This window comes from Streptomyces omiyaensis (assembly GCF_014650895.1).
GTDB lineage: Bacteria > Actinomycetota > Actinomycetes > Streptomycetales > Streptomycetaceae > Streptomyces > Streptomyces omiyaensis.
This window is the reverse complement of the sequence record NZ_BMVV01000039.1, coordinates 1-24,354: the sequence shown is the minus strand read 5'-3', so window position 1 is coordinate 24,354 and position 24,354 is coordinate 1. Positions and strand designations below refer to the sequence as shown.

Annotated in this window: 23 protein-coding genes; 5 read left to right on the top strand and 18 right to left on the bottom strand. The window is 74.3% G+C overall.

Annotated elements, in window-relative coordinates; translation table 11 throughout:
- Positions 1-52: 52 nt before the first annotated feature.
- Genes IE287_RS35415 through IE287_RS35370 form a run of 10 tightly spaced genes read right to left on the bottom strand, consistent with a single transcriptional unit; the run spans position 53 to position 10,085 of the window.
- Positions 53-1,816 carry an LVIVD repeat-containing protein gene (locus IE287_RS35415; RefSeq protein ID WP_189853518.1) on the bottom strand — a complete coding sequence of 588 codons (1,764 nt, stop codon included), beginning with the start codon at positions 1,814-1,816 and terminating at the stop codon, positions 53-55.
- A gap of 51 nt (positions 1,817-1,867) precedes the next feature.
- Positions 1,868-3,112 (bottom strand): kynureninase, encoded by a 1,245-nt coding sequence (kynU, locus tag IE287_RS35410; RefSeq protein ID WP_189853517.1) that lies wholly within the window; start codon positions 3,110-3,112, stop codon positions 1,868-1,870.
- Positions 3,109-4,161 (bottom strand): 4-hydroxy-2-oxovalerate aldolase, encoded by a 1,053-nt coding sequence (gene dmpG, locus IE287_RS35405; RefSeq protein ID WP_189853516.1) that lies wholly within the window; start codon positions 4,159-4,161, stop codon positions 3,109-3,111. The genes kynU and dmpG overlap by 4 nt, the downstream gene beginning before the upstream one ends.
- Positions 4,158-5,072 carry an acetaldehyde dehydrogenase (acetylating) gene (locus tag IE287_RS35400; protein ID WP_189853515.1) on the bottom strand — a complete coding sequence of 305 codons (915 nt, stop codon included), beginning with the start codon at positions 5,070-5,072 and terminating at the stop codon, positions 4,158-4,160. Before IE287_RS35400 ends, dmpG begins: the two co-directional genes overlap by 4 nt.
- Positions 5,069-6,091, bottom strand: coding sequence for an amidohydrolase family protein (locus tag IE287_RS35395; protein WP_189853514.1), 1,023 nt, complete (start codon positions 6,089-6,091; stop codon positions 5,069-5,071). The genes IE287_RS35400 and IE287_RS35395 overlap by 4 nt, the downstream gene beginning before the upstream one ends.
- A complete protein-coding gene (locus IE287_RS35390) occupies positions 6,088-6,660 on the bottom strand; it encodes a 3-hydroxyanthranilate 3,4-dioxygenase (protein ID WP_189853513.1) in 573 nt (190 codons plus the stop codon). Before IE287_RS35390 ends, IE287_RS35395 begins: the two co-directional genes overlap by 4 nt.
- Complete coding sequence (locus tag IE287_RS35385; RefSeq protein ID WP_189853512.1) at positions 6,657-7,076, bottom strand: RidA family protein; 420 nt, start codon at positions 7,074-7,076, stop codon at positions 6,657-6,659. Before IE287_RS35385 ends, IE287_RS35390 begins: the two co-directional genes overlap by 4 nt.
- A complete protein-coding gene (locus IE287_RS35380; RefSeq protein WP_189853511.1) occupies positions 7,073-7,840 on the bottom strand; it encodes a 2-keto-4-pentenoate hydratase in 768 nt (255 codons plus the stop codon). The genes IE287_RS35385 and IE287_RS35380 overlap by 4 nt, the downstream gene beginning before the upstream one ends.
- Positions 7,837-8,673, bottom strand: coding sequence for a 2-keto-4-pentenoate hydratase (locus IE287_RS35375; protein ID WP_189853510.1), 837 nt, complete (start codon positions 8,671-8,673; stop codon positions 7,837-7,839). Before IE287_RS35375 ends, IE287_RS35380 begins: the two co-directional genes overlap by 4 nt.
- A complete protein-coding gene (locus tag IE287_RS35370; RefSeq protein ID WP_229883951.1) occupies positions 8,670-10,085 on the bottom strand; it encodes a 2-hydroxymuconic semialdehyde dehydrogenase in 1,416 nt (471 codons plus the stop codon). Before IE287_RS35370 ends, IE287_RS35375 begins: the two co-directional genes overlap by 4 nt.
- Positions 10,086-10,292: 207 nt before the next feature.
- Here IE287_RS35370 and IE287_RS35365 point away from each other — a divergent pair, with 207 nt between their 5' ends.
- Complete coding sequence (locus tag IE287_RS35365; RefSeq protein WP_189853508.1) at positions 10,293-11,270, top strand: LysR substrate-binding domain-containing protein; 978 nt, start codon at positions 10,293-10,295, stop codon at positions 11,268-11,270.
- A 138-nt stretch (positions 11,271-11,408) separates the two neighbouring features.
- Here IE287_RS35365 and IE287_RS35360 read toward each other — a convergent pair whose 3' ends face one another.
- From IE287_RS35360 to IE287_RS35345, 4 genes are all read right to left on the bottom strand, one after another.
- Positions 11,409-12,770, bottom strand: coding sequence for an ABC transporter permease (locus tag IE287_RS35360; RefSeq protein ID WP_189853507.1), 1,362 nt, complete (start codon positions 12,768-12,770; stop codon positions 11,409-11,411).
- Complete coding sequence (locus IE287_RS35355) at positions 12,767-13,441, bottom strand: ABC transporter ATP-binding protein (RefSeq protein ID WP_189853542.1); 675 nt, start codon at positions 13,439-13,441, stop codon at positions 12,767-12,769. The genes IE287_RS35360 and IE287_RS35355 overlap by 4 nt, the downstream gene beginning before the upstream one ends.
- Positions 13,442-13,734: 293 nt before the next feature.
- Positions 13,735-14,865 (bottom strand): peptidoglycan-binding protein, encoded by a 1,131-nt coding sequence (locus tag IE287_RS35350; protein ID WP_189853506.1) that lies wholly within the window; start codon positions 14,863-14,865, stop codon positions 13,735-13,737.
- Positions 14,862-15,356: a hypothetical protein gene (locus IE287_RS35345; RefSeq protein WP_189853505.1), complete on the bottom strand. Its 495-nt coding sequence runs from the start codon at positions 15,354-15,356 to the stop codon at positions 14,862-14,864. Before IE287_RS35345 ends, IE287_RS35350 begins: the two co-directional genes overlap by 4 nt.
- Before the next feature lie 89 nt (positions 15,357-15,445).
- On the opposite strand from IE287_RS35345, the gene IE287_RS35340 reads away from it, so the two are divergent.
- The 3 genes from IE287_RS35340 (at position 15,446) to IE287_RS35330 (ending at position 18,427) form a co-directional block, all read left to right on the top strand.
- Positions 15,446-16,105, top strand: a complete 660-nt coding sequence (locus IE287_RS35340; protein ID WP_189853504.1) for a response regulator transcription factor — start codon at positions 15,446-15,448, stop codon at positions 16,103-16,105.
- 317 nt (positions 16,106-16,422) lie between these two features.
- Positions 16,423-17,616, top strand: a complete 1,194-nt coding sequence (locus tag IE287_RS35335) for an ATP-binding protein (RefSeq protein ID WP_229883950.1) — start codon at positions 16,423-16,425, stop codon at positions 17,614-17,616.
- 64 nt (positions 17,617-17,680) lie between these two features.
- Entirely contained in the window at positions 17,681-18,427 is a 747-nt protein-coding gene (locus IE287_RS35330) for an esterase/lipase family protein (RefSeq protein ID WP_189853503.1), read from the top strand.
- Between the two features lie 140 nt (positions 18,428-18,567).
- Here the strand turns inward: IE287_RS35330 and IE287_RS35325 are convergent, their stop codons facing one another.
- From IE287_RS35325 to IE287_RS35315, 3 genes are all read right to left on the bottom strand, one after another.
- Entirely contained in the window at positions 18,568-19,878 is a 1,311-nt protein-coding gene (locus IE287_RS35325) for a competence protein CoiA family protein (RefSeq protein WP_189853502.1), read from the bottom strand.
- 227 nt (positions 19,879-20,105) lie between these two features.
- Positions 20,106-21,305: a S8 family peptidase gene (locus tag IE287_RS35320; protein ID WP_189853501.1), complete on the bottom strand. Its 1,200-nt coding sequence runs from the start codon at positions 21,303-21,305 to the stop codon at positions 20,106-20,108.
- A gap of 397 nt (positions 21,306-21,702) precedes the next feature.
- Positions 21,703-21,927: a hypothetical protein gene (locus IE287_RS35315; protein WP_189853500.1), complete on the bottom strand. Its 225-nt coding sequence runs from the start codon at positions 21,925-21,927 to the stop codon at positions 21,703-21,705.
- A 131-nt stretch (positions 21,928-22,058) separates the two neighbouring features.
- Here IE287_RS35315 and IE287_RS35310 point away from each other — a divergent pair, with 131 nt between their 5' ends.
- The gene (locus tag IE287_RS35310; RefSeq protein WP_189853499.1) at positions 22,059-22,715 is read left to right on the top strand and encodes a hypothetical protein; all 657 of its coding nucleotides are present in this window, start codon (positions 22,059-22,061) and stop codon (positions 22,713-22,715) included.
- 606 nt (positions 22,716-23,321) lie between these two features.
- Here the strand turns inward: IE287_RS35310 and IE287_RS38920 are convergent.
- Complete coding sequence (locus IE287_RS38920) at positions 23,322-23,804, bottom strand: restriction endonuclease (protein WP_229883949.1); 483 nt, start codon at positions 23,802-23,804, stop codon at positions 23,322-23,324.
- Positions 23,805-24,354 lie beyond the last annotated feature (550 nt).

The window sequence follows — 24,354 nt, the reverse complement described above, 5'->3', positions numbered from 1 at the left end:
GGGCGCCCCCCGGAGGTGCGGCGCGGAACTCTCAGGTGCGGAACTCGCCGGCTCAGAACTCGCTGGCGCGGAACGGCTTCGCGGGGGCGTCGAGGTCGGGCTTGCCGAGGACCTTCGACGAGAGGGCGTAGATGCCGTGGTTGGTCAGGGCCCAGGCGATGTTGCGGTCCCACTCGACGTAGACGCCGTGGGTCTGGTTGCCGTACGCGTACTCGGCGGTGTCCCGGCCGTACGCCTTGGGCACGAAGTACGCGGAGATCTCCGGGGCGGCCGGGTCGGAGACGTCGAAGAACTGGACGCCGGCGTTGTAGAAGCCGTAGCCGAGGAGTCCGGCGTCGTGCTTGCCGGGGTTGGTGTAGTAGCCGGTGCGCTTGGGGCCGAAGCTGCCGCGCCGCTGGCAGTAGTCGGTGAGGCCGGACGCCTTCGGCGGGACGGGGCGGGGCAGGGTGCCGACGACGCGCGGGCGGGCGGGGTCGCGGACGTCGATCTGGTAGACGTCCTTGTAGGGCTCGTGGCAGTCCTCGGTCAGCGGGTAGCCGGAGTAGTAGATCATCCCGGTCTTCTCGTACTGGGAGACGTCGATGTTGTCGCCCTCGGTGCCCGCGACCGAGGCGGGCAGGTCGAGGTGACCGACGGTCCGCATGTGCGCGGGGTCGGAGACGTCGAGCACCGTGAGGCCGTACCCGCCCATCGCGGCGAAGGCGTAACGCCCGCCCTTCTCCACGGGCTTGGGGAGGAAGAGCGGCATCCGGGCGCCCATCCAGCTGGTGCGGTTCCCGCAGCGCGGGTTCTGCCGGTAGGCGGCGTCCTCGCCGGTGCGCTGCCCCGGCAGGTGCCAGGTGTCGAGGAGCCGGGGGTGCGCGGGGTCGGACATGTCCCAGGACTGGTAGCCGGCCGAGTGCAGGTTGGTGGGGTACTCGGTGCCGGAGTAGGTGTCGTCGGGGGCCGTGGCGAGGAACATGTACTTCTCGCCGGTCCAGTAGGGCACGTCGATGGAGCCGGAGCCCTGCTGGGCGGTGGCGGGGTCGCTGCGCAGCGGGTCCTTCTGGGTGGAGTCGGTGGAGACGGTCGCGAGGAGCTTCCAGTCCTTCTTGCGCGGGCCGTCGAGGCGGTAGACCTTGAACCCCTTGAGGCCGGGCTTGGCCCGCAGCTTCCGGACGCCGTCGGGGTTGTCGTACTTGTCGAGCGGCGGGTGGTCGGAGAGTTCGGAGATCTGCCGCTTGCTCTCGAAGCTCTGCACCATCACGTACGCGCCGAGCTTGCGGTTCCACTGGATGGTGGAGGCGCCCCAGTAGTCGTGCGCGGCCCAGTCGCCGTTGGCGCGGGTCTCGTCGCCGTCGACGTCCTCGCGGCTCAGCCTCTCGACGACCTCGACCTTCCTGACGTCGGTGATGTCGTAGACGCGGCCCTCGGAGCGGTCGTACTGGAAGAGGTAGCGGCGGCCGTCGAAGTCGACGACGTTCTGCCAGGTGTGGAAGTAGTCGGGGGTGAAGTCGGCGCCCTCGTAGGCGGCTTCGACCTTCATGTTCCTGATGTACGCGCGGGTGTCGTACTGGTCGGCGCGGCCGGGGAAGGGGTGGTCGGACTCCTCGTCGACCGGGGTGAGGGCGGGGTGGCGGAACGTGCCGTCGAGCTGCATCCCGTACGCGCCGGGGTCGGCCGGCCCGGGGCGGCGGTCGGCGCAGACCTCCCGGACGTCCGGGTCGGCCGCGGCGGCCGCGACGGGTGTGGCGGAGGTGCCGGGGGCGAGCAGCGTGGCCGTGGCGGCGGCCGCGACGAGGGTGGCGAGCACCGTGGTTCCGCGGGTGAGGCGCATGGACGGTCCTTTCGGGGGGCTGCGCGGAGAGGGGGCGGGGCGGGCGGGTGGTCAGGTGACGGTCGGCCGGGCCTGGAACGCCGGGGCCCGGTGGGCGCCGGTGACCGCGATGTCGCGGAGTTCGCGCACCGCGCGCAGGACGTCCGCGTGGGTGACGTACAGGGCGTTGAAGCCGAAGCGGAGCAGGTCGGGGGCGCGCATGTCGCCGATGACGCCGCGGGCGGTGAGCGCGGCGACCAGGGGGTACGCCTCGGGGTGGCGCAGCGCGACCTGGCTGCCGCGCCGTTCGGGGTCGCGCGGGGTGGCCGGGGTGAAGCCGAGTCCGTCGAGGAGGGCGTCGGCGCACTCCTGGAAGAAGCCGGTGAGGGAGAGGCCCTTCTCCCGGACGGTCTTCATCCCGACGCCGTCGAAGGCGGTGAGCGCGGCCTCCAGGGCGAGGAGCGAGAGCAGGGCGGGGGTGCCGACGCGGGCCCGGGTGATGTCCGCCGCCGGGGTGTACGTGCCCGACATGGCGAACGGCTCGGCGTGCCCGTGCCAGCCGGTGAGGGGGTGGTCGAAGGTGTCCTGGTGGCGGCGGGCGACGTACGCGAAGGCCGGGGCGCCGGGGCCGCCGGACAGGTACTTGTAGCCGCAGCCGACGGCGAAGTCGGCCTCGATGGCGTCGAGTTCGACGGGGAGGGCGCCGGCCGCGTGGCAGAGGTCCCAATGCATGAGCGCGCCGGCGGCGTGGGCGGCGGCGGTGAGCGCGGCCATGTCGTGGAGTTCGCCGGTGCGGTAGTCGACGGGGGCGTACGCGGCGACGGCGACGTTCCCGGACTCGGCGGCGAGCACGGCGGCGGCGTCGCGGGCCGGGACGCGGCGCACGTCGAGGCCGAGGAGCCGGCCGACGGAGTCGGCGATGTACTGGTCCGTCGGGAAGTGGTCCGGGTCGGTGAGGAGCAGGCGGCGGCCGGGGCGGAGCCGGGCGGCGGCGAGGAGGGTGTTGAAGAGCTGGACGCTGGTGGAGTCGCCGGCGACGACCTGGCCGGGGGCGGCGCCGATGAGCCGGCCGATGGCGTCGCCGGTGCGGACGGGGGCGTCCCACCAGCCGTTGGCGTTCCAGGAGCGGATGAGGTCGGTGCCCCACTGGCGGTGGACGGCGTCCTCGACGGCGGCGGGGACGGCGGCGGGCAGGGCGCCGAGGGAGTTGCCGTCGAGGTAGACGACGTCGTCGGGGAGGAGGAAGCGGTCGCGGACGGCGGCGAGCGGGTCGGCGGCGTCCAGGGCGGCGGCGCGTGCGGTGAGGTCGTGCGTCATGCGGGGGCTCCGGGGACGGCGGGAACGGGGCCTGCGGGGGCGGCGGCGGGGCGGGCGAGGTCGAGGGCGATGTCCGTGAGGAGGTCCTCCTGACCGCCGACGAGCCGGCGCCGGCCCGCCTCGACGAGCAGGTCGCGGGTGTCGAGGCCGTGGCGCGCGGCCGTCGCCTCGGCGTGCCGCAGGAAGCTGGAGTACACCCCGGCGTAGCCGAGCGTGAGGGTCTCCCGGTCGACGCGGACGGGCCGGTCCTGGGTGGGGCGGACGAGCTCCTCGGCGGCGTCCATGAGGGGGAAGAGGTCGCAGCCGTGCGCGATGCCCATGAGGTCGAGGACGGCGACGACGGGTTCGAGGGGCGCGTTTCCGGCGCCGGCGCCCTGTCCGGCGAGGGAGGCGTCGACGCGGTGGGCGCCGGCCTCGACGGCGACGATGCTGTTGGCGACGCCCAGGCCGAGGTTGTGGTGGGCGTGGATGCCGATCTCGGTGGCCGGGTCGAGGACGTCGCGGTAGGCGCGGACCCGGTCGCGGACGCCGTCCATGGTGAGCCGGCCGCCGGAGTCGGTGACGTACACGCAGTGGGCGCCGTAGGACTCCATCAGGCGTGCCTGGGCAGCGAGTTCGGCGGGCGGGGCGAGGTGGGACATCATCAGGAAGCCGGAGACGTCCATGCCGAGCTCGCGGGCCAGCCCGATGTGCTGGGCGGAGATGTCCGCCTCGGTGCAGTGGGTGGCGACGCGGACCGAGGTGACGCCGAGGGCGTGGGCGCGGCGCAGGTCGTGGGCGGTGCCGATGCCGGGCAGCAGCAGGGTGGTGAGGCGGGCCCGGTCGAGGACGCCGGCGGCGGCCTCCAGCCACTCCCAGTCGGTGTGGGCGCCGGGACCGTAGGTGACGGAGGAGCCGGAGAGGCCGTCGCCGTGGGCGACCTCGACGGCGTCGACGCCGGCCGCCTCCAGGGCGGCGGCGATGGCGCGGACCTGGTCGGGGGTGTAGCGGTGGGAGACGGCGTGCATGCCGTCCCGGAGGGTGACGTCCTGGACGTAGACCCGGTTCATCGGTTCCGGCTCCGTTCGGCCAGGCGCTCGGCGGTGCGCAGCGCGGCGGCGGTCATGATGTCGAGGTTTCCGGCGTAGGCGGGGAGGTGGTGGGCGGCGCCCTCGACCTCCAGGTAGACGGAGACGAGGAGCCTGCCTCCGGCGCCGAGGCGAACGAGCGGGTCGTCGGCGGGGAGCGTGCGGAACTGGGGTTCCTGCTTGAGCCGGTAGCCGGGGACGTAGGCGGCGACGGAGGCGGCCATGGCGTGCACGGAGGCGGTGATGCGGTCGGTGTCGGCGTCGTCGACGAGGCAGTGGACGGTGTCCCGCATGAGCAGCGGTGGTTCGGCCGGGTTGAGGACGATGATGGCCTTGCCGCGGGCGGCGCCGCCGACCTCCTCGAGGGCGCGGGCGGTGGTCTCGGTGAACTCGTCGATGTTGGCGCGGGTTCCGGGCCCGGCGGAACGGGAGGCGATGGAGGCGACGATCTCCGTGTAGTGGACGGGAGTGACGGCGGAGACGGCGGCGACGACGGGGACGGTGGCCTGGCCGCCGCAGGTGACCATGTTGACGTTGGTCTCGCCGAGGTGCCGGTCGAGGTTGACGGACGGGACGACGTACGGGCCGATGGCGGCCGGGGTGAGGTCGACGAGCGTCTTGCCGTAGGGGGCGAGGGCGGCGGCGTTGCGGTGGTGGGCGGCGGCCGAGGTGGCGTCGAAGACGACGTCGATCTCGTCGAAGCCGTCCAGGGCGATGAGTCCGGCGACGCCGTCGGCCGTGGTGGGGACCCCGAGCCTGCGGGCCCGGGCGAGCCCTTCCGAGGCGGGGTCGATGCCGGCCATCGCGGCGGCGGTGACGTGCCCCTCGCCCCGGATGATCTTGATGAGGAGATCGGTGCCGATGTTGCCCGATCCGATGACGGCTGCCTTCACCGCGCGGCCTCCTTGAGCCTCGGGGTCAGTCCGAAGAAGCGGACGGCGTTGCCGCCGAGGACGGCGTCCCGCTCCTGGGGGGTGAGGTCGCTCTCGCGGACCAGCCGGCCGATGGCCTCCTCGCCGAGCGGGAAGGGGTGGTCCGAGCCGAGGAGCACCCGCTCCGCGCCCATCACGTCGACGAGGAGCCGGAGCGCGCCCGGGTCGAAGACGGCGGAGTCGACGGAGAAGCGGTCGGTGTAGGCGGAGGGCGGGCGGGGGCTGTCGGCGCGGACGATGTCGCGGCGGTGCCACGCGTTGTCCGCCCGGCCCAGCAGGTAGGGGAAGCTGCCGCCGCCGTGCGCGAAGAGCAGCCGCAGGGAGGCCGGGAGCCGCTCGAAGGCGCCGGAGAGGATCAGCGACAGGATCGTCAGGTGGGTCTCGCCGGCCATGCCGGCCAGCCAGGCCAGCATGTACCGGGCGTGGCGGGGCCCGGAGGGCAGGTCCCACGGGTGGACGAGGACGGCCGCGTCCTCGTGCGCGCAGTGCGCCAGGAACTCCACGAGCGCGCCGTCGTCGAGGTCGCGGTCGCCGAGGTGGTTGCCGATGTGGACGCCGTGGAAGCCCTGCCGCATCGCCTCGGTGACCGCCTCGCAGGCGGCCTCGGTGTCCTGGAGGGGCACCTGGCAGAGCGGGGCGAGGCGGTCGGGGGCGTGGGCGGCGTACGCCAGGAGGTGGGCGTTGACGGTGCGGCACCAGTCGGCGGCCCGGGCGGGTTCGAGTCCGTAGCCGAAGAGCAGCGGGGTGCTGGAGAGCACCTGGGCGTCGACGCCGAGCCGGTCGAGGTCGGCGACGCGCTCGGCCGGGTCCCACAGGGTGCGGCGCACCGGGCGGTACTCGGCGGTGCCGGCCATCATCATCCCGGTGCCGGGGCCGTCGGTGGTGCGCAGCCACGGCGCGTCGTCGCTGCCGGTGATGCGGCGGGCTTCGGCGCGGCCGATCTCGGGGAAGACGTGGGCGTGGATGTCGACGACGGTCATGCGCCGTCCACCCCGTCGCGGCGGGTGCGGGGGCGGAGCTCCTCGGGCCAGTCCCTGCCGGGGTGGAGGGCTCCGCAGTGGCCGCAGGTGCGGGCGGTCTCGTCGGCGTAGAAGGCCCCGAAGACGGGCGGCAGGTCGTCGACGATGGAGGTGAGCTGGACCTCGCTGCGGTGCACGAGGTGGTGGCACTCGACGCAGTACCACTCGAAGGCGTCGCGGTGGCCCTGGGGGCGGGCGAACTCGACGACGAGGCCGATGCTGTCCTCCTCGGGGCGCTGCGGGGAGTGCCGGAGGTGGGCGGGGGCGAGGAAGACGTCGCCCTCGCGGATGTGGAGGTCGTGCGGCGGCCTGCCCTCCTCCTCCATGACGCGCAGCACCATGTCGCCCTTGAGCTGGTAGAAGAACTCCTCGATGGGGTCGTCGTGGAAGTCGGTGCGGCGGTTGGGGCCGCCGACGACCGTCACCATCAGGTCGGCGTCCTGCCAGATCTGCACGTTGCCGACGGGCGGCTTCAGCAGGTGGCGGTGCTCCTCGATCCACGCCTGGAGGTTGAACGGTCTGAGGTTCATCGGTGCGTTTCCTTGTCCTGCGGGAGGTGGGCCACCGCGCTGATCTCGATCAGCAGGTGGGGGTGGGGCAGCTGGTGGACGGCGACGGTGGTCCGGGCGGGGCCGGTCTCGTCGAAGTACTCGCCGTAGACCTCGTTGTAGCCGCCGAAGTCGTTCATGCTGACGAGGTAGGCGGTGACCGACACGAGGTCGCGGAGGCTTCCGCCGGCGGCGGCGAGCAGGGTGTCGATGGTGTCGAGGACGGCCCGGGTCTGGACCCGGACGTCGAGGTCCGTGACGCCCATCGGGTCGGCGCTCGCGCCGGCGAAGGTGCCGTCGGGGCGGCGGGAGCTCGTACCGGAGACGAAGACCAGGTCGCCGGCGCGGCGCAGGTGCGGGAAGCGGCCGCGCGGGGGCGCGGCGCCGGGGACGATCACGCCGCCTCCCCGGTGGTGAACCGGACGGCGCCGAGGCGGGCGACGGTGGCGCGCACGTGGGTGCCGGGCGGCAGCGGTGCGGCGGCGGTGGCGGCTCCCGCCAGGATCACCGTGCCGGCGGGGAGCGGGCCCGCGAGCCGGGCCGCGGCGGCGAGGGCGCGCAGCGGGTCGCCGAGGATCGCGGCGGTGGAGCCGGTCTCGGCGGGGCGGCCGTCGAGTTCGAGGACGACGCCGAGGTTGGCGAGGGAGCGGAGTCCCCCGAGGTCCTCGGGCCGGGTCCAGGGGCCGGTGGCGTAGGCGGCGGCGGAGGTGTTGTCGGCGATGACCTCGGGCAGCGAGAAGCGGAAGCCGTCGTAGCGGGAGTCGATGACCTCCAGGGCCGGGGCGACGCCCGCGACCGCGGCGGCCGGGTCACCGCCGGGGGCGAGTTCCGTGCCGAGGAGGAAGGCGATCTCGGGTTCGACGCGCGGGTGGATGAGGCCGGCGACGTCGAGGCGGCCGCCGTCCGGGATCTCCATCCGGTCGGTGAGCCGTCCGTGGATGAGGTCGGCGACGCCCATCTGGCGCATCTTGGCGAGGCTGGTGAAGCCGAGCTTGACGCCGGTGGGGCGTTCGCCGCGGGCGAGGCGGAGGGCGACCAGGGCCTGCTGGACGGCGTAGGCCGCGTCGGTGCCGGTCTCGGGGAGGCCGGTGGTGCCGCCGGGGAGCGGGCGGGCGTCGCGGGCGGCGGCGTCGAGCCGTTCGGCGAGTGCGGTCGGGTTCATCGGGCGTCTCCTTCGGGGGTGGCGGGGCCGAAGGCCGCGCGCACCGAGCCGAGGCCGTCGATGCGGGCCTCCAGCACGTCGCCGGGCGCCACTTCGGCCATGGGTCCGAGCGCTCCGGTGAGGACGGTGTCGCCGGCGCGCAGCGGCCGGCCGAGACGGACGAGGGTGTCGGCGAGCCAGACGGCGGCGTGCAGCGGGTTGCCGAGGCAGGCGACGCCCGCGCCGGTGGAGACGGGCTCGCCGCCGCGCTCCAGGACCATGCCGGCGGTCCGCAGGTCGAGGTCGCGCAGGAGGACGGGGCGGGTGCCGAGGACGTAGGCGCCGCTGGAGGCGTTGTCGGCGACGGTGTCGACGGCGGTGATGTCCCAGTCGCGGACGCGGCTGCCGACGATCTCGACGGCGGGCAGCGCGAAGGCGGTCGCCCGGATCACGTCGGCGACGGTGTGCCGTTCGTGGCCGAGGTCGTGCTCCAGGACGAGGGCCACTTCGGCTTCCGCCTTCGGCTGGAGGACCTCGCCCCAGGGCAGCTCGGCGCCGTCGGGGACGGCGGTGTCGTCGAGGAGGGCGCCGAAGTCGGGTGTCGTGACGCCGAGTTGCCGCTGCACGGCGGGCGAGGTGAGGCCGATCTTCCAGCCGGTGATCCGGCGGCCCCCGGCGAGCCCGCGCCCGGTGAGGAGGGCCTGGACGGCGTAGGCGGCGTCGAGGTCGCCGGGCGGCAGGAGGTCGCGCACCGGGGCGCAGGGGACACCGGTGCGGCGGGCCCGGTCGAGGCGGTCGGCGGCGGCCGTCACCGCCTCGGTCGCGTGCGGGGTCGTCCGGGGGGTCGTCGTCACAGTTTCACGCACACATTCATCGGTTCGGAGAAGAAGTCCAGCGAGTGGTCGCCGCCCTCGCGCCCGATGCCGGACGCCTTCACCCCGCCGAACGGCGTGCGCAGGTCGCGCAGGTTCCAGGTGTTGACCCAGGCGATGCCGACGTCGAGGGCGGGGGCGACGCGGTGGGCCCGGCGCACGTCGCCGGTCCAGACGGTGGCGGCGAGCCCGTACGGGCCGGCGTTGGCGAGGGCCAGCGCCTCCTCCTCGGTGTCGAACGGAGCCAGGTGCACGACCGGTCCGAAGATCTCGTCGCGTACCGCCGGGTGGTCCTCGGGGAGGCCGGTGAGCACGGTGGGCTCGATCCAGAAGCCTCCGTCGCGGGCGTCGCCGAAGTCGGGGACTCCCCCGCCAGCGAGGACCCGGCCGTCGGCGGCGGCGCGCGCGAGGTGGCCGCGCACCTTGTCGCGGTGGGCGGCGGAGATCATCGGACCGTAGCCGGTGAGCGCCTTCGCCCCGGCGGCGAGCGCGGCCGCGAACGCGTCGAAGACCGGCCGCTCCACGTACACGCGCTCGGTGCAGAGGCAGACCTGGCCGCTGTGGGTGAAGGAGGAGCGGAGGGTTCCCGCCACCGCCTCGTCGAGGTCGGCGTCGGCGAAGACGAGTCCGGCGTTCTTGCCGCCGAGTTCGAAGGAGACCGGGGCCAGCCGGGCCGCCGCCGCCCGCATGATCGTCGTCCCGGTGCGGGACTCGCCGGTGAAGGCGACCGCGTCCACCTCGGGGTGCTCGGTCAGCCACTGGCCGGCGGCGTCGGCGCCCCGGCCGTGCACGAGGTTGAAGACGCCGGCCGGGACCCCCGCCTCGTCGATCACCTCGGCGAGCAGGCAGGCCGTGCCGGGGGTGAGTTCGGACGGCTTGGCGACGACGGTGTTGCCGGTGGCCAGGGCCGGTGCGACCTTCCAGGTGAGGAGGAGCAGCGGCAGGTTCCACGGCGAGATGACCGCGACGACGCCGAGCGGCTTGTGCACCGTGTAGTTGAGCGCGCCGCGCCCGTCGGGGGTCGGGGTGTTCCAGGCGCGCTCGTGGCGGCCGGCCAGGAGGTCGGCGTAGGCGCGGAAGTTGGCGACGGCGCGCGGGATGTCGACGGTCGAGGCGAGCGCATGGGGTTTGCCGGTGTCGGCGCACTCGGCGGCGGTGAACTCCTCCGCGCGGCGCTCGATGCCGTCCGCGATCCGGCGCAGGAGCCGTGCCCGCTCCTCCGGGCTCCAGGCGGCCCACGGCCCGCGCAGCGCCGCGCGGGCCGCGCCCACCGCCCGGTCGACCAGCTCCCGGGACGCCTCCGGCACCTCGCCGACGACGCGCCCGGTGACCGGGTCGACCAGCGGGAACGGCACGCCGGACGCGTCGAACCCGCCTCCTACGTAATGCCGCACGGGTGAACTCACCTTGCAGACCTCCGTTGCTGAGCCGGGGACTGTCCGAAACTCGCCCCCGGGGCGTGTCGGTATAGTGCGCCCACTCAGCTATGCCGATCCAATGCCGATCGGCGAGAGCGGTATAGCAAACCTGGTATGCCGGGAGGGCCGGGCGGAGGAACGGCGCCGCTTCCCTCCCCGCGTCCCCCGGAAGGAGCCCTGACGGTGGATCTCCTGGACGGCCGGCTGAAGTTCCGGCACCTGACCCTGCTGATCGCGGTGTACGAGCACGGGAGCGTCGTCCGCGCCGCCGAATCGCTGCACCTCACGCAGCCCGCCGCGACCCGGACCCTGCGGGAACTGGAGGCGGTGGCGGAGCTGCCGCTCTTCACCCGCGTCCCGCGCGGCATGCTCCCCACCGTGTACGGCGAGGCGCTCGTCGGACACGCGCGCGCCGTGGTGGCCGAGGTGCGGCGCGCCGAGGAGCACCTCACCGGGCTGCGGCAGGGACGGGACGGGACGGTGACCGTGGGCACCCTGCTGGCCGGGGCGAACGTCCTGCTCCCCCGGGCGGTGGCACGCCTGAAACGCGAACGCCCCCGGCTCACCGTCGTGGTCCGGGAGGGCACGCCCGACGTCCTCCACCCCGCACTGCTCGGCGGCGAGGTCGACGTCATCGTCGGACGGGTGGGGGCCGTGTCCGGTGACGGCGAGGGGGGCGAGCGGATCCGCCAGCGCATGCTCTACCGCGAACCCATCCGGCTCGCGGTACGGGCCGGTCACCCGCTGCTGGAGCGGGCGCGGCACGGCGGGGCCGGCCCGGGCGTCACGCTCGCGGACGCCCTCGCCCATCCGTGGATCCTGCCCGTCGAGCAGACCGCCCTGCGGCAGGAACTGGCCGCCCTCTTCGTCGACCGGGGCCTCTCGCTCCCCGTCGACCGGGTCGAGTGCACGTCCATCCTGACGATGCGCGCGCTGCTGCTCCAGACCGACATGGTGGCGCTCCTGCCGGAACTGGTCCTCCGCGACGACGAGCACCTGGCGGCGCTGCCGGTCGAACTCCCCTCCGTCGGCCGCACGGTGGGCGTCACCGAGGCCGCCCACCGCACCCGCACCCCGGCCCTGGAGGCGCTCCTGCACCACCTCGACGAGGAGGCGGCCCTGCTCCGCGCCTCACTGACGGGCGGGAACCACGGGGACTGAGGGGTCCTGCTCCCGGGAACGGCTCCGCCTCCCGGGAACGGCTCCGCCCTCGGCGCGGCCGGTCCGGCGCGCACGAGGGCGGAGGGAGGAGGGCGGGGTGCGGTACCGGGGTGGGGCGCCGCGCCGGGGCGAGGTGCCCTACCCCGCCGCCAGGGCCGCGGTCGGCGACTGCCGGGAGGCGCGGACCGCCGGGTAGAGGCCCGCGACCGTGCCGATCGCGAGCGTCGCGACGAAGCCCGCGCCCGCCGCCCACGGCGGGACCACCCAGGGCAGGCCGCCGGCGGCGGCGTACACGCCCGTCGCCGCCGTGCCCAACGCCACCCCGGCGACGCCTCCGAGCCCGGAGAGCATCAGGGACTCCGTGACGAACTGGATCCGGATCTGGCCCCTCGTCGCACCGAGCGAACGGCGCAGGCCGATCTCGTGGCGGCGCTCCAGGACCGAGATGATCATCGTGTTGGCGACGCCGACGCCGCCCACGAGGAGGGCGATCCCGCCGAGCCCCAGGAGCAGCGTGGAGAAGGCCCCCTCGGTCGCCGCCTTCGCCTTCAGCGCCTCGGACGGGTCGCTCACCGCCACGTTCTGCGGGTTCCGCGGGTCGATCGTCGGGGCGAGGAGCCGCTGGACCCGGCGGACGGAGGCGTCCGTGGACCGCTCGTACACCGCCGTGGGGTGGCCGTCGAAGCCGAGGAGCCGCTGTGCGCCCTCCCAGCCGACCAGCGCGGCGCGCTCGATCTCGGGGGCGAGCGGGAGGGGGGCGAGGACGCCGACCACGGTGAAGTACCGGTCGCCGATCCAGACCTGGCGGCCCGGCCGGTCGATGCCGAGGCGTTCGGCGGCGACGTGCCCGAGGACCACGGCCGGGTAGCGGCCGTTGGCCGCGTTCAGCCAGGTGCCGGACGCCGTCGTGCCGCGGAGCACGCCGAGGAGCCCCTCGGTCGCCGCCTTCACGGCGATGCCGCCGGTCTCCTCCTCCGGGATCACCTGCGAGCGGCGCACCGCGTGCCGGAGGTCGCCGCTCGCGCCCGCCCCCTCCACGCCGTCGATGCGGCCGACCATGCCGACGGCGTCCTTGGGCAGCTTCACCTCCTGGCCGCTGAACATCCCCTCGCCGGGCTCGGCGACCAGCAGGTTGGTGCCGAGGGCGTCGAGCCGCTGGAGCAGCTGCGCCTGGCTGGACGCCGAGATGCCGACGACCGCGATCATCGTCGCGATGCCGATGGCGATGCCGAGCGCCGACAGCACGACCCGCGCGGGCCGACTGCGCAGTCCGGCCGAGCCGACGTGCAGGACGTCGCGCGGGCCGAGCCTGCGGGCCTTGAGCGCCACGGCCCGCCGTCCGGACGCGGCCCGCCGTCCGGACGCCGTCGGCACGGCGGACGTGACGGGCACGGGGGACGTGACGGGCACGGCGGACGCGGTCGACACGGTGGGCACGCCGGACGCGGTCGGCTCGATCGGCGCGTGCGGCGCGTGCGCCTTCTTCCGCCTGTCGCTCATCGGACCACGGCCTTTCCGCGCGCCGAGTCGGCGACGACCCGTCCGTCCCGGATCCGGACCCGCCGGGGCAGGCGCTGCGCGATCTCGGTGTCGTGGGTGATGACGGCGATCGTGGCGCCCTCCCGGTTCAGACTGTGCAGCAGTTCCACGACGGCCTCGCCGGACGCCGTGTCCAGCGCACCGGTGGGTTCGTCGGCGAGCAGCAGGTCGGGCTGTCCGACGATCGCGCGGGCGATCGCGACGCGCTGCTTCTGGCCGCCGGACAGTTCGTGCGGCCGGTGCCGGGCGCGGTCGGCGAGCCCGACCCGGGCCAGCGCCTCCGCGGCGAGCGCGCGGCGGCGGGCCCGGGGCAGTCCGGAGTACAGGAGCCCCTCGGCCACGTTGTCCACGGCGGTGACGCCCGGAGCGAGGTGGAAGGCCTGGAAGACGAAGCCGATGTGGCGGGCGCGCAGCGCGGAGAGCTTCCGGTCGGCGAGCGCGGCGATGTCGTGGCCGGCGATCGCGACGGTGCCGGTGGTCGGCCGGTCGAGGGTGCCGACGATGTGGAGGAGGGTCGACTTGCCGGAGCCCGAGGGGCCGACGATGCCGAGGAGTTCGCCCTCCTCCACGGTGAGGTGGACGCCGTCGAGCGCGCGGACGCCGCCCGCGTACTCCTTGACGACGTTCCGCAGTTCGACGACGGGCGTCCGGGAGGCCCGAGCGTCCGGCGCCGGACCGCCGGACCCGTGGCACGGCGGGTTTCCGGCCGCGTCAGGGCCCCGGCCCGGGAGGTCGACGGGACCGTGGACGGGACGGCCGACGGGACCGTGAGCAGGAGAGCCGACGGGACCGTGGACAGGAGAGTCGACGGGACCGTGAGCAGGAGAGCCGACGGGACCGTGGACAGGAGAGTCGACGGGACCGTGAGCAGGAGAGCCGACGGGATCACGGCCGAGGCCGGGGGCGGGACGGTGCGTGCCGGTCATCAGGACGGCACCCCGACCTTCGCGCCCGCGCGCAGGCCGTCGCCGCTGACCTCGACCCGGCCCTGTGCGAACATGCCGAGCTCGACCCTGACGTCCCGGGCCGTCCCGTTCTCCACGACCTGGACGCCGAACCCGCCGTCGGGAAGGGCGAGGAGGGCGTTGACGGGAACGGAGAGGACGTCCCGGCGGGTCTCGCCGGCGAGTTCGACGGCGACCGGGGACTGGTCGACGCCCCCGGCCTTGCCCGGGTCGTCGAAGGCGACGGTGACGTCGATCTTCGGGGTCCTGTCCTGCGGGTCGTCGCCGGCCGTCGCGGTCCTGCCGACGGTGGACACCTCGCCCGGCAGCCGCGTCCCGTCCGGGAGCGTCACCACGACCTTGGTGCCGGTCTTCGCGGACGCGGCCTCGGAGGCCGGGACCTCGAAGGTGACGACCCGCTCGGAGCCGGTCACGGTGAGGACCGGGGTGCCGGTGGAGAGCCGGTCGCCGGGGGCGATCCGGCCGCCGCCCGCGTCCGCGCCCGCTTCCTTGACCCGCACCGCGCCGCCCGCGAAGGCGATCCGGTCCGGGCCGACGGTGCCGGTCCGCTTCAGGCCGTGGGACTTCTGCCAGCGCCCGACCGCCGCGGCGGTCTTGGCGGTGTACTCGTCGTCCACGTCGAAGCCGGTGTGGCCGAGCGCGGCGAGGTTCTCCTCCAGCTGCCGCACGTCCTTGCCCGTGTCGCCGGTCTTGAGGTTCCGGTACATGGGCTCCTCGCCGTACATCAGCCGGACGGCCTCGCCGTCGACCTCGTACAGCCGCTCGTCGCGCTCCACGACGGAGCCGGCCGGGGCGAGCCAGGTGAGGGTGCCGCCGGGGCCGCCCGCGTTGATCCTCCGCTCCCCCAGGTGGCCGAGGGTGCCGTCGCGCCGGGAGCTGTCCGTGAGGTCGCCGCGGGTGACCGGCGCGGTGGCCGGCGGCAGTCCCTGCGCACCGGCGTCGCCGGCCGGACCCTTCGACGGGGTCGCGAGGGCGGTGACGGCGACGCCGCCGCCCGTGAGGGCGAGGAGCGTCACGAGGGCGAGTCCGAGCCGGCGCCGCCCCAGCGGCCGCGCCCCGGCGGCGCGGGGGTCCGGCGTGCCGCCGCTCATCGGGCGACGCCTTCGCACGCCTTCACGGCCTTCTCGAACTTCTGCTTCTCCGCGCCCTGCGGTATCGGCAGGGCCTTCTGGGCCGCGCCGTCGAAGGCCGGGTCGGGCATGGGGAAGCCGTTCTCGCGCATGCACTTCGCGTACGCGAGCGCCTTGTCCTTGTCGGCCTGCGTCGGCTCCTTGCCGAACCCGGCGCCGCCGGCCTTGTCCGCGCAGGCCTTGAAGGCCTTCTCCATCTTCTCCTTGGACATGCCGTCGCCGCCGATCGTCAGCCCGACCCCCTGCTCGCCCGGCTTCGGCTCGGGCACGTCGAGGCCCTGCTCGCGCAGGCACCTGCGGTGCTCGAAGGCCTGGTCGGCCTTCTTTCCCTCGTCGCTCGCGCTTCCTTCGTCCTTCCCTCCGGCCGCGGAGCCCGAGCAGGCGGTGGCGAAGAGGGCGAGGGCCGCGGCCAGGGAGGGGGCGGCCGTCCGGATGATCCGTCGAATCGTCATGGCGGCGACGGTGCCGCGCGGGGGTGTTTCGTTTCTCTCAGCGGTTTCGTTTACATCGGCGAAAGGTCCCTTTCGGATACACAGGGGTCATGCGCGTACTGGTGGTGGAGGACGAGGCGTTCCTCGCGGAGATGATCGCGGAAGGGCTGCGCCGGGACGCGCTCGCCGTGGACGTGGCGACCGACGGCCTCGAAGCCCTGCGGAAGCTCCGGCTCGGGGAGTACGACGTCCTCGTCCTCGACCGGGACCTGCCGGGGACGCACGGCGACGACGTGTGCCGCCGGGTGCTCGAGCAGCGGCTGATGACCCGGATCCTGATGCTGACGGCCGCCGGCACCGTACGGGACCGGGTCGAGGGCCTCGGACTCGGCGCCGACGACTACCTCGCCAAGCCGTTCGCGTACGACGAGCTGCTCGCCCGCGTCCTGGCCCTCGGCCGCCGGGCCCGGCCCGCGCTGCCGCCCGTCCTCGAACGGGCCGGGATCGTGCTGGACACCGCCCGCCGCCAGGCCAGCCGCGACGGCCGGCACCTCCACCTCTCCCCCAAGGAGTTCGGCGTGCTGGAGGAGCTGCTGCGGGCCGAGGGAGCGGTGGTGAGCGGCGAGGACCTGATCGAGCAGGTCTGGGAGGAGCACACCAGCTACCGCACGAACGCGGTGCGGGTGACCCTCAGCAAGCTCCGCGCCAAGCTCGGAGAGCCACCGGTGGTGGAGACGGTGCCGGGCGCGGGCTACCGGATCGCGTCGTGAAGGGGCGGCGGGAGGCACACGGGGGGCACGCCGCGGACGACGGCCACGGGGAGCGCGGGGAAGCCGGTGTACGCGGGGAACACGGGGGTCCCGGTGTACGCGGGGAACACGGGGGTCCCGGTCCGCGCGGGCGACTCGCCTCCCGGCGGGCTCGGCGGCGGTCCCGGAACTCCGGTGCGGCGGCCCCCGGCGGGGCGGCCGCGCAGCTGCCGGCCTTCCGCGGCGAGCGGGCGCGGCTGACGGCGCTCTACGCCGGGTTGCTCGTGCTCGCCGGTTCGCTGCTCACGGGCGTCGTATACGTCCTCGTGGGAGAAGGCATGTACTCGTCGATCAGCATGGCCGTGACCACGGCCGTCCCGGCGCAGCGGCTCGACGGACCGACGGCCCCGTGGGCGACGACCCCGTGGACGACGGTCCCGTGGGCGACGGCCCTTCCCAGCGGGCCGCCGAGCGCCGCGCCCGCCGGTCCGCTGCCCTCCCCGGGGACGGGCGCCTCCCCGCGCGAGGCGCTGGCGATCACGCGGACGGTGAGCGACGCGGCGGAGGCCGCCGCCCTCGACCGGCTGCTCACCGTCTCCGTCGCCGTCCTCGTCTGCTACGCGGTCCTGTCGGTCGCCCTCGCCTGGTGGACGGCGGGCAGGGTGCTCCGGCCGATCGCCGTCATCACCGACACGGCCCGCCGTCTCTCCGGGGAAAACCTGCACGAGAGGATCGCCCTCGACGCGCCGCCCGGCGAGCTCAAGCGCCTCGCCGACACCTTCGACGACATGCTCGGCCGGATGGAGCGCCTGGTCTCCGCCCAGCAGCGGTTCGCCGCCAACGCCGCGCACGAGCTGCGCACCCCGCTCGCCGTGCAGCGGGCGGCGGCCGAGATCGGGCTCGCGGGCGACCCGTCTCCCGGGCGGGTGGCGCGGATGCGGGCGAAGCTGATCGAGGTCGCGGACGGCAGCGAGCGGATCATCGAGGGCCTGCTGCTCCTGGCCGCCTCCGAGCAGGGCCTCAAGGAGCGCGGCACCGTCGCGGTGGACGAGCTCGCCCGGCGGGCGGCGGCCGCGCTGGCCGGCGAGGCGGCGGAGCGGGACGTGACCCTCGACGTGCGGGCGCTGCCGCTGGACGTGGAGGGGGACCCGGTGCTCCTGGAGCGCCTGCTGCACAATCTGGTGGCGAACGCGGTGCGGCACAACGTCCCGCACGGCCGGGTCGAGGTGCGCACCGGCCCGGGAACCGGGATCGAGGTGACCAACACCGGCCCGGTCGTCCCGCCCGACACCGTCGCGCTGCTCTTCGAGCCCTTCCGCCGGCTGAACGAACGCACCCACGCACCCGGCGAGGGCGCCGGCCTCGGCCTGTCGATCGTCGACGCGATCGCCCGCGCGCACGGCGCCACCGCGACGGCGTCGGCGCACCCGGAGGAGGAGGGCGGTGGGCTGACGGTGCGGGTCGCGTTCCGGCCGCACCACGGCACAGCACGGCGTACCGGCGGTAAATCCTCTGCGGCGGGAGGGGTTTGATTTATCTGGCGGTGCGTCAGACATGGAGGGGACCCGCCCCGCCGCTTCTCACCGGAGGTCACGCATGCGCCGCAGTGCCACCCTGCTCCTCGCCGGACTGCTCCTCGCCGGTACGGTCGCCGTCCCCGCCACCGCCCAGGCCGCGCCCCGGCCCGCCTCGGCGGACGCGTCCCGGGCCGCCTCGGCGGGCGCGTCCCGGGAGGACTCGGCGGGCGCGCCCCGGCCGGTCGTGCTCGTCCACGGCCGGAACGCCGGACCCGGCGTCTGGGGATCGCTGACGGAGCGTCTGACCACCGCCGGGACGCCCGCCGACCGGATCTTCGCCTGGAGCTACGACTCGTCCCGTTCGACGAACGAGGTGCTCGCCGGACAGCTCGCCGCCTACGTCGACGACGTGCTCCGGCGGACGGGGGCCGACCGGGTGGACCTCGTGGCGCACAGCCTGGGCTCCCTGCCCACGCGCTGGTACGTGAAGTACGGGGGCGGCGCGCCCAGGGTCCGCAACTGGGTCTCCCTCGCCGGTCCCAACCACGGCACCGGCCTCGCGTGGGCCTGCGCGCTGTGGGACCAGGGCTGCCGGGACATGACGCCCGGCTCGTACGTGGTGTCCCGTCTGAACGAGGGCGACGAGACGCCGGGCGACGTCCGCTACACCACGTTCCGGTCCGCCGGCGACGGCCAGATCCTCCCCACGAGCAGCACCGCCCTGTCGGGGGCGCGCAACGTGCAGGTGGCCGACATGGGCCACAACGACCTGCTCGGCGACCCGGGCGTCGCCGAGCAGGTCCTCGCCACCCTCACCGCACCGTGAGCCGTCCCCACCGGGGAAACACGGCCGGACACCGCTCGGCGGGGCCCGCCGGCCCCTCGTCCGCACGCGGGACGGGCGACGGGCGGACGGCGGACGGCGGACGACCGACAGCCGACGGCCGACGGCCGACGGGCAGCCGCCTACATCCGGCCGAGGCCGAACATCCGGTCCACGGCGGCCTCGACGGTGAGTCCGCCCGGCTCGCGTCGGGCGGACAGCGTCGGGGGCGGGACGTCGACCGTCAGGACCTCGACGCGCTGGCCGGGCTCGGCCTGGGCGGCTATCCGGTCGCGCTCGCGCTCGGTGGCGGCGAAGAGGACGAGCGGGGCCAGGGCGTCACGCAGGGCGGGGACGCGGCCGGCGACGGGGCAGATGACCGCGTAGGGCTTCCCGCGGACGTACACGGGCACGCCCATGGCGAACTCGGGGAGGCCGTCACGACCGACGTTCGGAGAGGCCCCGGACTCGTGGAAGACGAACTCCACCACCGGCCTGACCAGGGCCTTCTGGCGCCGGAGCAGGGCCTCGATCGCCGTCATGTGCTCCCGTTCGGCGGCGGCCCCGGCTTCGCGCTGCCGCTGCTGGACGGCGGCCAGCCGGTCCATCACCCGCTTCCGCCGGGCCGTGGCCCGGACCTGTTCCTCCTCCAGCTCGAAGTACCGGCGGGTGATCCACCGCCAGGTCTCCCCCTGTTCCCAGCTCGGCACGCGCAGGCGGTGCGGACGGGTGGTGTTCGCGCAGACGGCCGCGACGAACCGGTCGAGCGGGAACGGCTCGACGTCCGCCCACTTCCCGTGGCCTCCGCACGGGAGGGCCCCTTCGACGCCCCAGCCGCTCCAGGAGCAGTCGGCACGGTCGTGGCACCACTCCGGTTCCATGCGGGCGGCGCCGGCCGTGATCCGGACGGCGCCGCCGTCCTCGGGGCGGGCGATCCGGACGGACGGCACCGCGTCGAGCCAGGGCACGGTCCTGCGGTCGGTGAACCAGCAGACCTCGACGCCGGCGGCGGCGTAGCGGTCGGTGCGGGCCTTGGCGTCGGCGAGGGAGAGGGAGGACATCTGCGCCTCCAGCGCGATCCGCCGGCTCCCGTCCGGGGAGGTGGCCATCACGTCCGCGCGCCAGGAACCGTCCGGGGCGGCGACCTCGTACTCGGCGCTCCAGCCGGCCGCGCGGGCGTGGTGGGCGAGGTCGAGCTTCAGGAGGTGGTGCGCCATGCCCTCGCCCGCGAGCCGCGCCTCGCAGTGCGGCGCGTGGGCGGCGTGCCGCAGGAACCACAGCTCGTACGCCCCGTGGGTCCTGTGGACCAGGTGCAGGCGCCAGCCGCACTCGTAGCAGGTGAGCGGCGCGGCCGGCTTCGCCCGGTAGATGCTTTCCCGGTCCTGCCCGCACCCGAGGTCGGCCTGGGTGGCATCGATCCGCCCCCACTCCCCGTGTACCCCCACGAACACCATCACGCTCTCCTTCACCGAAGCCGTACCGAGCCGGACGCCTACGACCGGACGGTAGCGACCCGGTCCGACAGGACATCCCCCGAACGGAGCGGCGCGACGCGTCCCCCGCGTGACGGTCCTCGGGTCGACGCAGGCACCCGCCCGTGGGACCCGCGGCGAGGGACGTCGCCACGGGGACGGCCCCCTGGATCTCCAGGGGACCGTCGTGTGCGGTGCGCGGGTCCGGGTCAGGGGGCGATCTTCAGGAGCTTGTTGGGGGTGCCGGGGGACGGGTTCTCGATGGCGTCCGCCGTGGCCGCCCCGGTGAGCGCGGCGGCCGTGTCGGCCGGGGTCGCCGTCGGGTTGGCCGCCAGGTGGAGGGCGGCGGCGCCGGCCACGTGGGGCGCGGCCATGGAGGTGCCGGAGATCGTCTTGACCCCGGTGTCGCTGTCGTTCCACGCCGAGGTGATCTCCGAGCCGGGGGCGTAGAGATCGACCGTGGCACCGAAGTTCGAGAAGTCGGACTGCTCGTCGGTGGCGGTGCTGGAGGCGACCGTGAGGGCCTCGGGCACCCGGGACGGCGAGCCCTGACCGGCGTCGGAGGACTCGTTGCCGGCGGCGACCGAGAAGCTGATTCCGGAGGCGATGGCCCGCTGGACCGCCGCGTCGAGCGCCTCGTCGGCGCCGCCGCCGAGGCTCATGTTGGCGACGGAGGGACCGGTGTGGTTCTTCGTCACCCAGTCGATGCCCGCGACGACCTGCTCGGTGGTGCCGGAGCCGTTGTCGTCCAGGACCCTCACGGCCACGATCCTGGCCTTCTTCGCGACTCCGTGCGCGGTGCCGGCGATGGTGCCGGCGACGTGCGTGCCGTGGCCGTTGCCGTCGTCGGCCGACTCGTCGTTGTCGACGGCGTCGTAACCATGGGACGCCCGGCCGCCGAAGTCCTGGTGCGAGACGCGGACTCCGGTGTCGATCACGTACGCGGTCACGCCCTCCCCGCCACCGGCGGGGTACGTGTACTTCGCGTCGCCGGCGGTCTCGGCCTGGTCGATCCGGTCCAGGCCCCAGGACGGGGGCTTCTCCTGCGTCTCGTTGATGGTGAAGCGCTTGTTCTGCACGACCGTCCCGACGGCCGGGTCGGCCGCGAGCCGCTTGGCCTCCTGGACGCTCAGTCCGGACGCCGAGAAGCCGTTGACCTCGGAGCCGTAGGCGCGGTCGAGCGTCCCGCCGTACTTCTTCGCCAGGGCTTCCTTGTTCGCGGACGCGTCGAGGATGACGACGAAGCTGCCGTCGACGGCGCCGGGTGCGCCGAGTCCGTGCACGGTCCCTTCGGCCGGGGAGGCCGCGCCGGCCAGGTTGGCCGCGAGCAGGCCCGCGGCGGCGGAACCCGCCACGCCTGCGGCTATGACCGTGTTGCGAAGTCCGCGCGATCGCTTGTGAGTTGCCATGTAGGGGGTTTCTCCTCGTCTTGACGTGTGGGGCGTCAAACGTTCGAGAGAACCCTGTGCGGATTGGCAGGCGCAAATCAAGAGCGAACCAGCCGGCGGCTTTATTCAACAAGGTTTCTTAAAAAGCCCCCCGCATCGCCTCCACGTCGTTCACACGTCCCGCCGCGCCCCTCCCCCGAACGGCCACATCACACGGCCCTCCTGACACCCCCTCAGCGACGCGATCAACCGAAGGGATTCGACGCGGCGACGAACCCGAAGCGGACGTCGGGCACTTCGGGCATCGCCCCGCCCGCACACGCACCGACAGGCCCCGCGGGAGGGCGGCCCGGACACACCGCATCCGGTGTGTCCGCACCGAGCGACCCCGTACGACGCGCCGTTCGAGGGGCACCCCCTACCGGCGGCGCGGAGCTCCGGGCCCGCACCGAGGGGACCAGTCCCCCGCCGGCGCCAGCCGCTCTCCTCCGGCCCGCACGACGACAAGCACGCCGCCCTCGAAACCGACCCGGTCACCGGCGGCCAGGAAGAGCGGGCTCGCCGGCTCGAAGGCATAGCCGTCGTCGGTCTCCAGATCGTTCACCAGCACCGACCGCGAGACCGGTGTGGCTCCGTCAGCCATCAGCCGCATCCCGACATGCTCCCACGCGGCACGAGACCGCCTCGGCCCTGCCCGACGGGCGGCCCCACGCCCCGGACTCCGGGGATCGCCCGAGGAGGACTCGCACGGCAAGACGACGGACAATGACCCGCATGACAGCCACATCACCCGCCACCCGCCTGGTCACGGCGGCCGCCCGCGAGGTCCTCCGGCCGCTCGGTCTCCAGCAGCGCGGACGGTCGCGCACCTGGATCGACGACCACGGCTGGTGGCTGGGCGTCGTCGAGTTCCAGCCCGGCCGGAGCGACGGGAGCTACCTCAACGTCGGCGTGATGTGGTTGTGGCAGGACAGGGACCACCTGTCCTTCGACGCCGGCGGTCGCGAACCCGGATTCGAGCGGTTCGTGAACCCCGCCCAGTTCGCCCTCGACGCGCGGAACCTCGCGCGACGGGCCGCCGCACTGGTGCGGGAGAACCGGGCCCGGTTCGTCGACCTGCCCTCCACGACCGCCTTCCTGACGTCCCAGAAGCCTCGCCCCGACCACTTCTGGGACGGCTACCACGCCGGCGTCGCCGCCGGGCTGTCCGGCAGGACCACCACCGCGCGGCACCACCTCGACCGGGTCCTGGCCGAGGACGCCTTCGCGCCCTGGATGGTCCGGGCCCAGGAATCGGCCCGCCGCCTCCACGCCCTCGCGGAAGACCCCAAAGCCTTCCGCGCCTGGGCGACGGCCACCACCACCTCCTGCAGACGACGACTCGAACTCCCGACAGGAAGGACAGCGGCCACCGCCGACTACTGGAGCTGACCCGCACGCCGAAACGTCCCGCCGCCAAAACCGAAGCACCGGCGATCGCGCTCCTCCAGACCGGCCTCGGACTCCCCCGGGCCGGATCACGGACGCCGTCCACGCCGCACTCACCCTCCCACCGGCCGGCTCGGACCGAGGCGGTTCCCGGGCTCGTATGATCTCGCGGTGAGGATTCGGAGCAAGCGCCGAGGGGGACGGGGCGAGCGGAAACCCCGCTGCCGACGAGTGGGAGCAGGATCTGTCCTGGCTCGGCGACCTCGATCCCGCAGACTTCCACTGGGGCGAAACCGGCAGCCACTTCTACGTGGAGATCGCCTACCGCACACGGGTGATCGAGGTGGCATTGAGCTTCTGGGTCAAGCCTGTCGACGCCGGCTGGATCATCGCGGGACCGGGCACCCTCTGGTAGGACGCGCAAAAGAGCGGCACGATCCAGGTGTCGGCGGGATCCTTCCGCTGGCGGGCCATCACCTGCTGTCGATCGATGATGCGCCGGACCATCCCACCGTCGGGCACCGGAATCCACCGACGAGCACCCTGCTCTCGGGACCCGCTACGGCCGTAGGGCCGAGACGGGCCGGCCCGAGGCACCGACTCAACCGCTCAGGTCTCGCAGGACGTACCGCTCCGGAGGCCGCGGGTCGCGTCCTCCGCCCGGGCGGCCCAGGGGGCCGGGGCCGCCGATCCGGTCCAGGCCTCCAGCTCCGCGCCGTCGACGCAGACGATGCCGCAGGAAGCCGCGTACTCGAGCGCCGGGTCCGTGAAGGAACTGGTGGTGACGACGACGGCCACATCGGCCTCGTGCACCGCGTAGCAAGTGCCCCCGAAGCGCTGGAGGTCCGGAGATCCGACGCGATGGTCCGCCGCGTACTGCTTGCACTGCAGGACCACGCGCAGCCCGTCGGGAGTCGTCGCTATCACGTCCGCGCCGAGGTCGCCGGCGCCACCGACCACCTCGACGGGAGAACAGCCGTCGCGTGCGCACAGCGCGGCGACCGTGTGCTCGAAGCCGTCCGGGTCGACGGCCAGGTGGTCCAGCGCCCCGGAATCGACGGCGGGCGAGGCCGCGGGAGGAGGTTCGACCACGGGCGGGACGGTCGCGAAACCGGGTCCACCGACGTCCGGAAGCGGGACCGTCGCCTCCGTCCCGCCGTCGCTGCCGTACACGTCCACGGCTCCGGACACCACGCGCGTCCGCCCCCGCACCGCGGGAATCCTGCCCCTCCGTGACAACAACACCCCCACGCCGAGCAACAGCGCGAGGCCCGAGAGGACGGCCGGGAGGTACGAGCCGGTCGCACGGGCCGTCCTGACCATCAGCGCAGCCCCTCCGGCCAGCACGCCCAAGAGCCCGACCGCGAGTACCAGATCCCTCAGCGGGCGCGCCCGGCCTCCGCGTCTCATCGCGCCCCTGCCCTCGTCACCGACCGCTGCCATGTAGGCCCTCTCCCTCCACCCCGCCCCTCCCCGACGAGAACTCACCTCACCCCGTACGCGCCTCCGAAACCCGAACGGGACAGCGTCTGCGGGGACCCGCAGGCGGGTCCGGCGGGGAAGGCGTCGTGAACGCAGAAATGCCTCAACCCCCGGACATGGTCCGGGGGTTGAGGCTAAAAATTGTTCGGCGGTGTCCTAC

Coding starts and splice junctions, on each gene's coding strand:
- IE287_RS35415 (WP_189853518.1), bottom strand. CDS start 1,816: ATGCGCCTCACCCGCGGAACCACGGTGCTCGCCACCCTCGTCGCGGCC.
- kynU (WP_189853517.1), bottom strand. CDS start 3,112: ATGACGCACGACCTCACCGCACGCGCCGCCGCCCTGGACGCCGCCGAC.
- dmpG (WP_189853516.1), bottom strand. CDS start 4,161: ATGAACCGGGTCTACGTCCAGGACGTCACCCTCCGGGACGGCATGCAC.
- IE287_RS35395 (WP_189853514.1), bottom strand. CDS start 6,091: ATGACCGTCGTCGACATCCACGCCCACGTCTTCCCCGAGATCGGCCGC.
- IE287_RS35390 (WP_189853513.1), bottom strand. CDS start 6,660: ATGAACCTCAGACCGTTCAACCTCCAGGCGTGGATCGAGGAGCACCGC.
- IE287_RS35380 (WP_189853511.1), bottom strand. CDS start 7,840: ATGAACCCGACCGCACTCGCCGAACGGCTCGACGCCGCCGCCCGCGAC.
- IE287_RS35360 (WP_189853507.1), bottom strand. CDS start 12,770: ATGAGCGACAGGCGGAAGAAGGCGCACGCGCCGCACGCGCCGATCGAG.
- IE287_RS35350 (WP_189853506.1), bottom strand. CDS start 14,865: ATGAGCGGCGGCACGCCGGACCCCCGCGCCGCCGGGGCGCGGCCGCTG.
- IE287_RS35345 (WP_189853505.1), bottom strand. CDS start 15,356: ATGACGATTCGACGGATCATCCGGACGGCCGCCCCCTCCCTGGCCGCG.
- IE287_RS35340 (WP_189853504.1), top strand. CDS start 15,446: ATGCGCGTACTGGTGGTGGAGGACGAGGCGTTCCTCGCGGAGATGATC.
- IE287_RS35335 (WP_229883950.1), top strand. CDS start 16,423: ATGTACTCGTCGATCAGCATGGCCGTGACCACGGCCGTCCCGGCGCAG.
- IE287_RS35330 (WP_189853503.1), top strand. CDS start 17,681: ATGCGCCGCAGTGCCACCCTGCTCCTCGCCGGACTGCTCCTCGCCGGT.
- IE287_RS35325 (WP_189853502.1), bottom strand. CDS start 19,878: ATGGTGTTCGTGGGGGTACACGGGGAGTGGGGGCGGATCGATGCCACC.
- IE287_RS35320 (WP_189853501.1), bottom strand. CDS start 21,305: ATGGCAACTCACAAGCGATCGCGCGGACTTCGCAACACGGTCATAGCC.
- IE287_RS35315 (WP_189853500.1), bottom strand. CDS start 21,927: ATGGCTGACGGAGCCACACCGGTCTCGCGGTCGGTGCTGGTGAACGAT.
- IE287_RS35310 (WP_189853499.1), top strand. CDS start 22,059: ATGACAGCCACATCACCCGCCACCCGCCTGGTCACGGCGGCCGCCCGC.